This is a genomic window from Clostridium sp. TJA038, assembly GCF_058310255.1.
In genome coordinates, this window is record NZ_JBZEFA010000002.1 from 237,904 (window position 1) to 252,498 (window position 14,595).

Here is a 14,595-nt window from a genome sequence, read left to right on the forward strand (position 1 = left end):
CTTTTTATATAATTAGTTAATTTATGAAAATTACTTATTATGCAATAATTCAATCTATAAACTTATATATATTAAATAATTAGGGGGATTTGTTATGAAAAATAAAAAACAAATTAAAAAACGTAGAAGAGCTCTACTTTGTGTTTTTGCTGCTTTCGCCTTTTCTTTTAATGCCTTAGGAAAAATAACTTATGCTTCACCTAAGGCTGATTCTCAAATATCAAATTATAGTGAAAATTATGAAAAATCAAATTCTATAGAAAATCAACCTATCTCTTCCTATTGGTATCCTGAAGATTTATTAAAATGGAGTGCAAAAAACGACAAAGATGTTTTATTTAATAAAAGTACAGTACCACTAGCAAAAAGAGTCGAAAAAGATAAACTTGATACAGTTAATGAAACTCAAAATAAGGATGTTAAAGTTGTAGCAATTTCAATTATGAATGCAAATACTAGTGGAAATCCTTCTCAAGGTTCTAATCAATTTAGTGCTAACACCTTCTCATACTGGCAGTATATAGATAAATTAGTATATTGGGGTGGCTCTGCTGGTGAAGGTTTAATAGTTCCTCCAAGTCCTGATGTTACAGATTCAGCACACAGAAATGGTGTTCCTGTTTTAGGAACTATATTCTTCCCTATGACAGCTCATGGTGGAAAAATGGAATGGTTAAATCAATTTCTTCAAAAGGATTCTAATGGAAACTTCCCAATAGTTGATAAATTAATAGAAGTTGCCGAAACTTATGGCTTTGATGGTTGGTTTATAAATCAAGAGACTGAAGGTACTGAAGAAGAACCTCTAACAAAAGAACACGCTTCTCTTATGCAGGAATTAATAAAGCAGTTTAAGGAAAAATCAAAAAATAATCTTGAAATAATGTGGTATGATTCCATGACAAAGGAAGGAAAAATGGATTGGCAAAATGCCTTAACAGATGAAAATGAATATTTTTTAATAGATGGAGATAAAAACAAAGTTGCAGATAGTATGTTTTTAAACTTTTGGTGGACAAATAATAGTTTAAAAGACAAAGACCTTTTAAGAGTGTCTAATGAAAAAGCTAAGGAAAGTGGAATAAATCCTTATGACTTATACGCTGGAATAGATGTTCAAGCAAATGGCTATAAAACTCCTATTAGATGGACTCACTATCAAAGAGACGGACAAGCACCTTTTACTTCTTTAGGTTTATATTGTCCTAGCTGGACATACTTCAATGCAGAAACTCCTGAGGAATTCTTAGATAATGAAAGTAAGCTATGGGTAAATGAAAAAGGAGACCCTTCTAAGGCTACAGAAGCTGAAGGTGTTGACTGGAGAGGAATATCAACTTACTCAGTAGAAAAAAGTGCTGTAACAACTCTTCCTTTCACCACTAATTTTAATATGGGAAATGGCTATGACTTCTATGTTGACGGTAATAAAGTTTCAACTGAAGATTGGAATAATAGAAGTTTAAATGATATAATGCCAACTTATAGATGGATTATTTCAAATGAAGGAAATAACAACTTAAAAGCTGATATAGATTATAAGACTGCTTATTATGGTGGTAATTCAATTAAAGTCTTTGGTTCTCTAGAAGGAAATACCCCTTCTACATTAAAGCTTTATAGCGCAGATTTAAACTTACCAAAGGGAACAGAGTTTTCAACTATAGCTAAGGCTAATGAAACAGGAGTTAATATGGATTTACTTCTTACCTTCCAAGATGGAACAGAAGCCTTAATAAAAGGAAATACTTCTCTTAATAAAGAGTGGACAAAAGTAAATTATGATATATCTCCATACTATGGTAAATCAATAAAAACTATATCATATAAATTTTCAAGTGAAAAACCTTTAGAAAACGCTTTAATAAATTTAGGAAATATAACTGTGGAAGTTCCTAACTCTAGTGAAATAGTAAATATAGATAATGCAAATTTAAATGACGTAGAATTTAAAAATGGAATTTATGCTGGTGCAAGACTTTCATGGAATGCAAATGATTCCTCTAACGTTCATCATTATGAAGTATATAGAATTATGAAGGATGGTTCTAAAGTTTTAGTAGGTGCAACTCCTAACAATAATTATTATGTTGGGAATTTAAAAAGAGATAATAAGGAAGCCAACACTAAATTTGAAATAGTTGCTATTAATAAAAACTTAAAAAGAGGAAATAGTCAAAGTATAACTATGGAATGGCCTGACTATCCTTCACCACAAGCTTCATTTAAAGTTTCTAATACATTAATAGCTCCAGGTCAATCTGTAACATTTACAAATACTAGTTCTGAAGTTACAGAAGAAGTATTATGGAAATTCCCTGGTGCAACAATAGAAAGTAGTACAGAAAATAATCCAACTGTAGTTTACGAAAAAGAAGGGGTTTATCCTGTAACATTAATAGCTAAGAACTCTGCTGGAGAAAATGTAGAAACTAAAACTGAACTTATAACTGTTACAAATAAAGCAAAGGATGGCTTAATAAACTTATCTCTTAATAAGGATGCTACTGCTTCAAGCTTTGTAAATGAAAATGAAGCACCTAAATTTGCTTTAGATGGAGATGTAAAAACAAAATGGTGTGCAGTAGGAGAAGCACCTCATACTTTAACTATAGACCTTGGAGATATTAAAACCATAAGCGAATTAGAAATAAGCCATGCAGAAGCTGGTGGAGAAAGTTCTGGAATGAATACTAAAGCATACTCTCTTGAAGCTAGTAAAGATGGAAAGAACTTTACTAAAATACTTTCTGTAGAAGATAATAAAGAGGCAATAAGTAAAGATGCTTTCCCTGTTACAGAAGCTAGGTATGTAAGAGTAAATATAATAAAGCCAACTCAAGGTGCAGATTCAGCAGCTAGAATATACGAAGTTGCTATAAAAGGATTGGATGGTACTTTAGATTTACCACCTGCACAAAATCCTGATAAACCAGTTGAACCTGATAAGCCTAATAATCCTGAAAATCCAAATAACCCAGAGAACCCAGATTCTCAAGAAAAACCTGAAAATGGTGGTAACGTAGATATAACAACTACAGAACCTCAGGATTTCAAAAGCAAAGAAATAACTGAAAATAGCGTACTATTATCCTGGAAAGCTCCTAAGGATGAATCTTTAATTAAAGAATATGTTATATATAAAGATGGTGAAGAAATAGCACGAGTTTCTTCTGATAATGAGCCTCTTGAATTTTTAGTAAAAGATTTAAATGAAAACACTAAATATACCTTCTCTATTTCATCTTTAGACAAAGAAGGAAATGAATCAAAGAAAGTTTCTTTAGAGGTTACAACAAAAAAATTAGAAAGTGGAAATTTACCTAATACAGGTTCCCCATTAAATGCTTCTGCTCTAGCAACAGTAGGAATTGCCTTATCTGGTTTAGGTGCTTATTTAAGCTTAAGAAAAAAGAAAAAATAAATAATATTTAAATAAAACAACCTACTAAATATTAGTAGGTTGTTTTAAAATTTAATTAAAATTTTTAAAAACAAATCTTAGTAAAATTAATGAAAGAAACTAGTGAATATTCTGAAAATTCCCAATTGTTTTTTAGTTTAAAATTAAGTTAATACTACCTAATTTCTATTTACTTTTAACCCTAAAAGTGTATAATTAATAATATCAAATAATAGAATTTATTATTTGATATTATTAATTAAGTAACAAATCATTAAAATTTATATTAATTTATCAATATTTTATATACTTATTTAACATAGTTAATAGAATTATTGGTAATTATATATAGGGATAGAGGTTAGATTAATTAATTTAATATATTTCAGGTTTATGTATAAAATAATTCTTAATTTATAAAAAATATTACATTGTTGAAGGGAGGTAGCTGCATATTATTCTACAAAAAATATGTAGCGTATGTAGTGAAGCACTTAAATATTAAAGACGATTTATTTTGGGTAGGAGCATTAGATCCAAACCTTAGAGTATTTGACATAATAATGTATACACCTCATGGAACAACTTATAACTCATATGTTGTTAAAGGTAGTGAAAAAACTGCAGTATTTGAAACTGTAAAAGATGGATTCTTTGATCAATATATAGAAAGATTACAAGACTTAGGTGTTGAGCCTTCAGAAATTGACTACATAGTTGTAAGTCATACTGAACCTGACCATGCTGGTTCTATAGATAAGTTACTAAAATTAGCTCCTAAAGCTAAGATAGTAGCATCACCAATAGCTATTAACTACATAAAAGAAATAGTTAACGGAAGCTTTGAATCAATTCCTGTTAAAGATGGTGATTCAATTTCTTTAGGAAATAAAACTTTAAAATTCATGTCAGTACCTTTCTTACACTGGCCAGATACAATCTACACTTATATAGAGGAAGATAAAACTCTTATAACTTGTGATTCCTTCGGAAGCCATTATTGTACTGAAGAAATGTTTGATGATTTAATAACTAACGAAGATGAATATCTAGGTTCTTTAAAATACTACTTTGATTGTATAATGGGACCATTTAAACCTTACGTATTAAAAGCTTTAGATAAAATTAAAGATTTAGATATAGAAATAATTTGTCCAGGTCATGGACCAATATTAAGAAGTAACCCTCAAAAGGTTATGAACCTTTACAAGGAATGGAGTACTCCAGCACCTAAGAATGAAGTTAAGAAGGTTTCAATTTTCTACGTATCTGCTTATGGATATACTAAAATGTTAGCTGATAAGATAGTTGAAGGCCTTAAATCTACTGGTGATTTAGATATACACATGTTTAATATAATTGAACATGATATGTCAGAATTAGTTAACGAAGTTAATACATCAGATGCTATATTATTTGGTTCACCAACTATAGTTAATGAACTTCTTGAGCCAGTTAGAGACTTAATGTCAAAACTTAACCCTGTAATACATGGTGGAAAAATAGCTGGTGCCTTCGGTTCTTTCGGATGGAGTGGTGAAGCTGTTCCTAGAATGGAAGTTAGATTAAAAGAATTAAGAATGAAAATGCCTGTAGAAGGATTAAGAGTTAAATTTAAACCTTCTGAAGAAGAAGCTCAAAAAGCTTTCGACTTCGGAGTTGGAATTGGAAATGCTTTAAAATAATTTTAAAAGTTTGAATATATTAAATAGAGAGTAGTAAGTTTTTCTTACTACTCTTTTTATATTAAATATTATTATCTATTCTATCTTGATTAAAATTTATACATTTAAAGTCCTCTACAGATACTTCTACTATATATCTTCTCTTCCCATATTCATCTTCAAAACTTCTAGTTATAAGTCTTCCACTAACACTTAACATATCTCCTTTTTTTAGATATTTACAAGCTATTTCAGCCTTTTTATCCCACATTATTATTGGTATAAAATCTTTTTTTCTTTCCCCTGTAGAAGATTTAAAATTTCTAGCCACAGCAATTGTAAATTTGGTAAAGACTTTTTCACTATTTTCTACATATCTTAATTCTGGATTCTTTACAAGACGTCCTAATAAAACTATTTTATTCATGTAATATAACCTCCTAAAAATTCTTACCTATGATTTTAACCAAAAAAGTTAAATTTATTCAAAATTCATATTAATTTTTATTTTTTTAGTAAAAATTTTACCTCAAATGGTATATAATTAAAATATAATAAAATTTACGGAGGTATTAATATGGCAATTTTAGTTTGTGGTGGTGCTGGTTATATCGGTAGCCATATGGTTGCTGATTTACTTGAAAAAAATAAAGAAGTTGTTATTTTAGATAACTTTGAAAAAGGACATGAAGATGCAATTCTTGGAGGAAAAGTTTATAAAGGTGACTTAAGAGATAGAAAAATCTTAGACAAGGTATTTACTGAAAATGATATAGAAGCTGTTATAGATTTTGCTGCATACTCTCTTGTAGGAGAAAGTATGACTCAACCTTTAGAATACTTTGATAATAACGTTTCAGGTACTATATGCTTATTAGAAGCTATGAGAGATCATAATGTAAAATATATAGTATTTTCTTCAACAGCAGCAACATATGGAGAACCTGAAAATATTCCTATATTAGAAACAGATAAAAATCTTCCAACTAACCCTTATGGAGAATCTAAACTTCTTGTTGAAAAGATTTTAAAATGGTGTGATAGTGCTTACGGTATAAAATATACTGCCTTAAGATACTTTAATGCAGCTGGTGCTCATATTAGTGGAAAAATAGGAGAAGACCACTCACCTGAAACTCACCTAATTCCATTAATCTTAGAAGTTGCTTTAGGAAAAAGAGAAAAAATCATGATATTTGGTGATGACTATAAGACTAAAGATGGTACTTGCGTAAGAGACTATATTCATGTATCAGATTTAACTTCAGCTCACTCTTTAGCTCTTGAAAGATTAATGAATGGTGGAGAAAGCAGAATATATAACTTAGGTAATGGTACTGGATTTACAGTAAAAGAAGTTGTGGAGGCTTCAAGAAAAGTAACTGGTCATAAAATCCCAGCAGAAATTGCTCCTAGAAGAGCTGGAGACCCTGCTATACTAATAGCATCATCAGAAAAAGCTATTGAAGAATTAAATTGGAAACCTCAATTTAACTCTTTAGAAACAATAATAGAAACAGCTTGGAAATGGCATAAAAATCATCCAAATGGATATGAAAAATAAATAATAAAAGAGTTATTCTTTGAATAACTCTTTTTTATATTTTTCTTAATCTTTCTTTTTCGGCTACTATAGCATTTACTTCTCCACCTAATATTAAAATCATAGAGGTTATAAACATCCAAGTCATAAACATAAACACAGCTCCTAAACTTCCATAAAGTCTAGAGTAATTACTAAAGTTGTTTACATAAAAAGCAAAGATATAGGATATTGATATCCACCCTAAAGTTGTTAAAACTGCTCCTGGAATAACTTCAATCCATCCAAGTCTTACACAAGGAGTAGCATTATATAAAAACATAAAAAATAATATCATAATTAAAATTACTACCACATACCTTAATATATTCCAAACCTTATATATAAACTCAGGATGTTCTAAAAACCTTATAAAAAAGTCTCCTATTACATCTCCAAAAACAAATAAAAATAATGTTGCAATTACAATTAATGCTAATAAGACTGTGTAAATCATAGAAATTATTTTTAACTTAATATAAGACCTAGTTTCCTTAACTCCATATGCTTTATTCAATCCCTTAATTACAGCTTTAAAACCAGAAGATGACACCCATATAGCTAAAAATATACTTATCCATAATAATCCTGTCTGTTCTCTATCTACAATTTCAATAACAGTACTTTTTATTAAATCAAAGGCTTCTGTTGGCATAACATTACTTAATAAATTAAGTATGGTATCACTATTTAAATTACTAAAACCTACTAAAGTCATTAAAAACATTAAAAAAGGTATAAATGATAATACCATATAATATGCTAACTGAGCCCCTAAGGCAAAAATATCGTCATTTCCTATTTTTTTTATGAACATCACAAGAAATATTATAGTTTTTCTCAAAAAACCTTTTGATTTCTCTTTCATAAAACGGCTCCTTACAAATAAATATTAATTTTATAATTAACTATAGATATATTAATTATACACATTTATAATAAATATGTATAACTTATATAAATATAACTTTCTTATAAAAGACCTAAAAAATCATATGAAAAATTTTAAATTTTAAATAATAAAGGTTGGTGAATTTAATGTCGAAAGATGATAATTTTAAGAATAACGACACTCAAAAATCAAAGAAAAAAAATAAAGCAAAAATAATTGTATTAACACTATTCTTTTTACTTCTTATAGGAATAGGTCTTGGGGCTACATACATACACTCTACACTTAATAAAATGGATATAAAAAAAATAGCTCAAGATGATGAATCTTTAGGAATAGATAAAGAAAATGAAGATATTTTTCAAGATGGAATTTTAAATGTTGCTCTCTTTGGTGTAGATAGTAGAGACCATAATAATACTGGCCGTTCTGATGCTATAATAATAGCTACTGTTGATACTAAGCATGATAAATTAAAACTTACCTCTCTTATGAGAGACAGTTATGTAGATGTAGATGGTCATGGTATGACTAAATTAAATCACGCCTACTCTTATGGAGGACCAACTTTAGCTTTAAAAACTATAAACGAAAACTTTGGATTAAATATAAAAGATTATGTTACAGTAAATTTTGATAGTTTAGCCGAAATAATAAATCATTTAGGTGGGGTTACTATAGATGTTAAGCCTTATGAAGTAGCTGATATTAATAATGCCTGTGATAGTAATGGAAATAAGTTTCCTCCAGTTCATGCAGGTAATCAAGTATTAAATGGTGAACAAGCTGTAGCCTATGCAAGAATACGTTATGAAGGAAATGGAGATTATGAAAGAACTGAAAGACAAAGAAATATTCTTGATGCATTAGTAAATAAACTTTCATCTTTAAAACCTTCTGAATATCCAGACATAGTAAATAAACTTTTACCTTATGTTGAAACAAACTTAACTCCATCTAAAATAATTAAGGTTGCTACTTCTGTAGCTAAAACTGGAATTCCTCCATTAGAAAATATGCGTTTTCCTCTAGATGGATATTGCAAAGGAGAAATGATGGATGGCACTTGGTATCTAATTTTTGACCAAGCCAAAACAAAAGAACAAATTCAAAACTATATTTATAACGATGTTAATCCTAATTAATAAAAAAAGCTAGAAAATATTTATTGTTTTCTAGCTTTTTTACTTTACATAATTAATGGTATAATTATACTAAAATATAAAAAATCTGAAAGGATGAGATTATGATTTATACCCTTGAAAATGAATACTTAAAAGTTACTTTAAGCAATCATGGCGGAGAATTACACAGTATTACTGGAAAAAAAGATAACACAGAATTTTTATGGTCAGGAGATGAAGCCTACTGGAAATATCACTCTCCAGTACTTTTCCCTATAGTAGGAAAAGTATTTAACGGAAAATATAAGGTTAACAATGAAATATATGAATTACCTCAACATGGATTAGCTAGAGTACGTGATTTTAATATGATAGAAAAAAGTGAAAATAGTATATCCTTTGAACTTAAATATTCTGAAGATACTTTAAAAATATATCCTTTTAAATTTTCACTTATAATTAAATATACATTAAAAGAAAATAATTTAGATATAAAATATATCGTTAAAAATTTAGATAATAAAGAAATGTATTTTTCAATAGGAGCTCACCCTGCTTTTATGTGTCCTATAGAAAAAGATAATTTTGATGATTACTATTTTGAATTTAACAAAAAAGAAAAGGCAAATATAATGGAATTAATAGGTGCTGGATATTTTTCAAAGGAAGAAAAACCTTATTTAAAGGATGAAAATATAATAAATTTATCTACTGATTTATTTAAAAATGATGCCTTAGTTTTTAATAATCTAAATTCAAATAAAATAGCATTAAAATCAAAAAAACATAAAAAATATATAGACTTTGATTTTTCTGGTTTTCCTTATTTAGGACTTTGGTCAAAAGATACAGGTGCTCCTTTTGTTTGTATAGAGCCTTGGTTTGGTCATGCTGATTTTTATGGTTTTGAAGGAGAGCTTAAAGATAAAGCCGCTATAGAAAAACTTATGCCTAAAAAAGAGTTTACCTGTGATTATAATATTTCTTTCTATGAATAAAATATTGCAAATTAAATAAAAAAAGTTGAAGCATACCCTTCAACTTTTTTTATGTTTCATCTCTATGATAATTATTAACTATTTTTTGTACAATCTTTTTAACTACACTAGCCTGTGCAATTAAGGTCATAACAGTTAAAAAGGTTACTATACAATCTCTATCCTTTTCTTTTATATCAGAAAATTTTATTATTTCTTCTATTTTATCGTTATTAACTAATGGTACCTCTAAAAATCTTTTTATGCTTTCCTCTTGAACTTCTCCAAACATTTTGTAAGCAGTTTCCCAAGATATTATATCATCACTTCTATCATTAATATCATTAAAAGCTAAAGCAAATACTTTTTTAATCTCATCGGTTTTTAACAAGGGTCTCATATAACTTAATAAAACCAACTGAGCTAAGTGCACCTTAGTGTATCCTCGTTTTTTACCATCTTCTGGTTTTGATATTACCTCACTTTTAATATAATTTTGAACTATATTATTAGTGAATTTATCCTCTGTAAACTTATCATTTAGATAATCTATAACCTGTGAAAGAAATAAATCATACTTTGGCAAATCATCATAGGAAACCATACTATTTTTTGACATTTCCTCTACCAAATCTCTTATTTGTTCAGAATTAAAATTATTAATATCCATAGTACACCTCAAATTTCGTTTTAAACCCTTATTATGTATTATATAGTATCTATAATCACATTACAAGTTAATACCCTCTATTTTATGATGATATGGTAATTTTATAATAAAAAACTTTTTATAGAAAAATTCTTTTATATTTAATTCTATATTAGTAAAATATTTTCAAATTTTTTTAAAAAAATTTAAATTTACTTTAGTTAATATTAGATTTTTTTTGACAAATATGAAATAAAATATTCTGAATTTCTAAATTCGCATATTTACACCTATTTTTCTATACAATAATAAACAATATACTAAATTATTCATATAATATTGTATAAATTAAATAATTTGACGTACGACATTTTTAATATTTTTTTCCAATTTTATTTTTAAATATATATTTTATAAGTTAATTGTTATTTTTTCATGTAAATTTGCTACCATTATATCAATATTTATCCTTTTGTTTGACTTTTTGTCAAAATATTTAAGTCTATTTATGTAAAATAAATTAATCTTTACCTTGACTTTTCAAAAAAATGGTAGTATATTTAATATATAATTGATTGAGAATAAAAAAATTGTAAACAAACATTTTTTTTGACAAAACATATTGACTTAATATGACAAGTTTGTTAATATTATAATGCGTTTTGTCGAAAGTTGTAAAATGCAAGGAGGAAGTATAATGAAATCAACAGGTGTAGTAAGAAGAGTAGACGAATTAGGAAGAATAGTTATTCCTATAGAGTTAAGAAGAACATTAGATATCGCAGAAAAGGATGCTTTAGAAATATATGTAGATGGTGAGCAAATCATCTTAAAGAAATATGAGCCAGCATGCATATTCTGTGGAGATGCAAGAGATGTTGTTAACTACAAAGGTAAAAACATCTGCCAAAAATGTTTAGATGAATTAAAAAAATAGTAATTAACTTATTTTATATAAATAATTAATTAACATTTTAACCCTAACCAATAATAATTTTAACACTATATCCCCTTATAGTGTTAAAGCACTTCATAATCCCCTATGAAGTGCTTTATTTTTTATTAAATTTATTTTTGTTTATATTAAAGATATTTGTCAATTATATATCTAAAGAAAATTTATATATTTCTGACTTTGCAACTCCTCTATCCTTTGCTACTTGTTTTATAGCATCTTTTTTCTTCATTCCTTCATTATCAATATAATGTATTATATGTTCTTCTATTGACATGCTTATCCATTTTGAAGTATTTTCCTCTTCTATTTCTTTATTTGTTTTTCCTGAAATAACAAAAACAAATTCTCCCTTTGGAGCATTTTCTTCAAAATGAAGTTTTGCTTCTTCTAAAGTTCCTCTAAATATTTCTTCATGAAGCTTAGTTAATTCTCTACATATAGCTACGTTTCTATTTCCTAACCCTTCTTTTAAAGTATCTATAGTATCTAAAACTCTATAAGGTGATTCATAGATTATTATTGTCTCTCTTCTATCCTTTATGTCTTCAATGAAAGCTCTTTTCTCCTTATTTTCTCTTGGAAAAAATCCCTTAAATATAAATTTAGTTGTATCTAAACCTGAATATATTAAAGCAGTTGTAAAAGCTGTAGCTCCAGGTAAAACTTCAAACTCTATGCCTTCTTCTATACATTTTTCAACAACAACACTTCCTGGGTCTGATATACCTGGTGTTCCTGCATCGCTAACTATAGCAACTGAAACTCCTTCTTTAACTCTTTTAAGAATTTCTTCTCCCTTTCCTTGTTCATTATGTTTATGATAACTTATTAAAGGCTTTTTAATTTCAAAATGATTTAAAAGTTTAAGGGTTTGTCTTGTATCCTCAGCAGCTATTAAGTCAACACTTTTTAAAACCTCTAAAGCTCTTAATGTAATGTCTCCTAAATTTCCTATTGGAGTTGGAACTAAATACACTTTACTCATTTTTAAAAATTCTCCCTTCCATATATCTTATTTATCTCTTCACTATATCCACCTTCATCATTGTAAACATATAAAGGTGCTTCCCACTTTAAGAAAGCTCCTCCATCTCTTTGTCCTTCCACTAAAACTATATTAGCAGCTTTTTTTGTATTAGGATGAACCATTCTAACTCTTTTAGGTTCTATTTTATATTTTCTCATAAGACAAAATATATCTGCTAATCTCTCTGGTCTATGTACAATATATAATCTTCCATTATCTTTTAAGAATCTTCTACTTGCCTTTATTACATCTTCTAAGGTACACATAATTTCATGTCTAGCTATAGCAAGCTTATCCTTTGGATTAATTATTCCTGCATTATTTAATTTATAGGGAGGATTAACTGTTACTACATCAAACCTAGGCATTGATTTTATTAACTTTTCATCCTTTAAATCTCCACACACAAAGGATAATTTATCCTGAAGATTATTAATTTTCGCACTTCTATTTGCCATTTCAGCAAATTCTTCCTGTATTTCAACCCCATATACTTCCTTAGGTTCTTTTTTTCCGTAAATAATAAAAGGAATTATACCTGTTCCTGTACATAAATCTAATACAGAATGCTTTTTATTAACATTAGCAAAATTAGCTAATAAAACAGCATCTACTCCAAATCTAAATCCTTCTTTTTTCTGTATTAAATGAAGCCCATTTAATTGTAAGTCATCAAGAGTTTCATCTTCTTTAACTAAATCTAAGTTAAGATTATTTAAAGTTTTAGTCATATATACACTCACCTTTTTATAATAATTATCATAAAATATATAAAAATATTTATAATATATTTAATCTTCTATTTTATATTATATACTTAATCGAAAAATTAAAAAATGCCAAATAGCTTAAATAGCTATTTGGCATAAACAATCTAATTATAATATTCTTCTAGCTGATGAATAATTATATATAGGTCCTACTATTACACCAACACCTGGTCTAGCAGCATGAATCATTTGTCCATCTCCTACATATATTCCAACATGACCCACTCCATTAGTAAATACTAAATCTCCAGGTTGTAACTGATCTCTAGATACAGGTCTACCTTGAGTTATTTGTGAGTAAGTAGTTCTAGTAATTTCCTTACCTACTGCATGTCTATATACATAGCTAGTAAATCCTGAACAGTCAAAGGCATCAGGACCTACAGCACCATATACATATGGTTTTCCTATGAATTGATATGCATAAGATACTACAGCTGAAGCAGCTCCTGAACTTGGTGGTGCTACTGTTGTTCCACTATTTGATGAAGAACTGCTACTACCACTATTACTGCTACTGCTTGATTGGCTTGAAGATGCATTTACATCTCCTCCTCTATTAGGTGCACTACTTACAGTTTCCTGTGATTTCTTAGTTTCAATTAAATCCTTAGCTTTTTCTATAGCTTGAGCAGCCTCTGCATCTACTTCTGGAGTTTTTATTTGATTTCTTAATCCAGTTAAAGCTGTAACAGCTTGATTTAAATCAGTTATTGAACTATTTTCATTTATCTTAGCAGTCCAAGGTTCTATTAATTTTTTCTCTAATGGAGCTAATTCTCCAACAACCTTCTCTTGCTCTGCTTTCATATCTTTTATAGCAACTTCTTGCTCTGCTTTCATTTTGTTTAATTCATCTATCTTAGTTTGAGTTTCTGAGTTAAGGTCATTTAACTCTTTAGTTTTATCTTCTAATTCTTTAACTTGACTATCAAGTTTATCCTTTTCTGAAGTTAATTGGTCAATTACTTGTTTATCCATGCCCATAACTCTACTTATAGCTTGGACTTTTGATAAAAAGTCTCCTATTCCATTAGAATCTAATAAAGCTGTTAAATAAGTCGCTTGTCCACCACTTTTATATGTTGCTCTTATTCTTTGACCTAAAACTTCTTGTTGTTTTTCTATCTTTTGCTTTGATTCATCAATTTGAACCTTAACAGTTGAAATCGATTCCTTTGTCTTAGCAATCTCCTCTTTATTTTTCTCTACTTGGAAAAATAAAGGTTCTATCTTTTCTGTTAATCCATCTATTTTATCTTCTAACTCTCTTATCTTACTATTTATATCTGCATATTTATCTTGACTTTGTTCCATTTGTTGCTTTTGATCATCTGTAAGTGGAGTTGCGAATACACTTTGTCCTACTCCAAATGCCATTGTAGCAGCAAGAACTGTTGAAATTATTTTTTTCTTCATATCTACTTGCCCCCATTTAATGAAAAATAGGAACTCATCCCTCCCCTATGTTAAAAGTTTTACACCTATACATTATATCATTTGAAACCTTTTTGTAACAATATAATTTTGTCATTTTTTTGTTAAATAA

The 14,595-nt window shown here is 28.2% G+C and carries 12 protein-coding genes; 6 read left to right on the forward strand and 6 right to left on the reverse strand.

The annotated features are described in order from the left end of the window. Positions 1-94 precede the first annotated feature (94 nt). Together AC4FQV_RS06945 and AC4FQV_RS06950 are read left to right on the forward strand one after the other, a co-directional pair. Positions 95-3,424 (forward strand): endo-beta-N-acetylglucosaminidase, encoded by a 3,330-nt coding sequence (locus AC4FQV_RS06945; RefSeq protein ID WP_491165176.1) that lies wholly within the window; start codon positions 95-97, stop codon positions 3,422-3,424. Between the two features lie 464 nt (positions 3,425-3,888). Further along, positions 3,889-5,088 (forward strand): FprA family A-type flavoprotein, encoded by a 1,200-nt coding sequence (locus AC4FQV_RS06950; protein ID WP_491139734.1) that lies wholly within the window; start codon positions 3,889-3,891, stop codon positions 5,086-5,088. Positions 5,089-5,149: 61 nt separating this feature from the next. Here AC4FQV_RS06950 and AC4FQV_RS06955 read toward each other — a convergent pair whose 3' ends face one another. After that, positions 5,150-5,494, reverse strand: coding sequence for a single-stranded DNA-binding protein (locus tag AC4FQV_RS06955; RefSeq protein WP_491139735.1), 345 nt, complete (start codon positions 5,492-5,494; stop codon positions 5,150-5,152). 150 nt (positions 5,495-5,644) lie between these two features. On the opposite strand from AC4FQV_RS06955, the gene galE reads away from it, so the two are divergent. Then, positions 5,645-6,631, forward strand: a complete 987-nt coding sequence (galE, locus tag AC4FQV_RS06960) for a UDP-glucose 4-epimerase GalE (RefSeq protein ID WP_491139736.1) — start codon at positions 5,645-5,647, stop codon at positions 6,629-6,631. 34 nt (positions 6,632-6,665) lie between these two features. On the opposite strand, the gene AC4FQV_RS06965 is transcribed toward galE, so the two are convergent. Beyond that, positions 6,666-7,517, reverse strand: coding sequence for a YihY/virulence factor BrkB family protein (locus AC4FQV_RS06965; RefSeq protein WP_491139737.1), 852 nt, complete (start codon positions 7,515-7,517; stop codon positions 6,666-6,668). Between the two features lie 170 nt (positions 7,518-7,687). On the opposite strand from AC4FQV_RS06965, the gene AC4FQV_RS06970 reads away from it, so the two are divergent. Together AC4FQV_RS06970 and AC4FQV_RS06975 are read left to right on the forward strand one after the other, a co-directional pair. Next, positions 7,688-8,686: an LCP family protein gene (locus AC4FQV_RS06970; protein ID WP_491165177.1), complete on the forward strand. Its 999-nt coding sequence runs from the start codon at positions 7,688-7,690 to the stop codon at positions 8,684-8,686. 101 nt (positions 8,687-8,787) lie between these two features. Continuing rightward, positions 8,788-9,663 carry an aldose 1-epimerase family protein gene (locus AC4FQV_RS06975; protein WP_491139739.1) on the forward strand — a complete coding sequence of 292 codons (876 nt, stop codon included), beginning with the start codon at positions 8,788-8,790 and terminating at the stop codon, positions 9,661-9,663. Positions 9,664-9,712: 49 nt separating this feature from the next. On the opposite strand, the gene AC4FQV_RS06980 is transcribed toward AC4FQV_RS06975, so the two are convergent. Further along, a complete protein-coding gene (locus tag AC4FQV_RS06980; protein WP_491139740.1) occupies positions 9,713-10,312 on the reverse strand; it encodes a DUF1836 domain-containing protein in 600 nt (199 codons plus the stop codon). A 676-nt stretch (positions 10,313-10,988) separates the two neighbouring features. Here AC4FQV_RS06980 and AC4FQV_RS06985 point away from each other — a divergent pair. Next, positions 10,989-11,228 carry an AbrB/MazE/SpoVT family DNA-binding domain-containing protein gene (locus AC4FQV_RS06985; RefSeq protein WP_003476163.1) on the forward strand — a complete coding sequence of 80 codons (240 nt, stop codon included), beginning with the start codon at positions 10,989-10,991 and terminating at the stop codon, positions 11,226-11,228. A gap of 163 nt (positions 11,229-11,391) precedes the next feature. Here the strand turns inward: AC4FQV_RS06985 and rsmI are convergent, their stop codons facing one another. From rsmI to AC4FQV_RS07000, 3 genes are all read right to left on the reverse strand, one after another. Then, positions 11,392-12,234, reverse strand: coding sequence for a 16S rRNA (cytidine(1402)-2'-O)-methyltransferase (gene rsmI, locus AC4FQV_RS06990; protein ID WP_491165178.1), 843 nt, complete (start codon positions 12,232-12,234; stop codon positions 11,392-11,394). Positions 12,235-12,236: 2 nt separating this feature from the next. Continuing rightward, the gene (locus AC4FQV_RS06995; RefSeq protein ID WP_491139742.1) at positions 12,237-13,007 is read right to left on the reverse strand and encodes a tRNA1(Val) (adenine(37)-N6)-methyltransferase; all 771 of its coding nucleotides are present in this window, start codon (positions 13,005-13,007) and stop codon (positions 12,237-12,239) included. A 147-nt stretch (positions 13,008-13,154) separates the two neighbouring features. After that, positions 13,155-14,465, reverse strand: a complete 1,311-nt coding sequence (locus tag AC4FQV_RS07000) for a C40 family peptidase (RefSeq protein ID WP_491139743.1) — start codon at positions 14,463-14,465, stop codon at positions 13,155-13,157. Between the last annotated feature and the right edge of the window lie 130 nt (positions 14,466-14,595).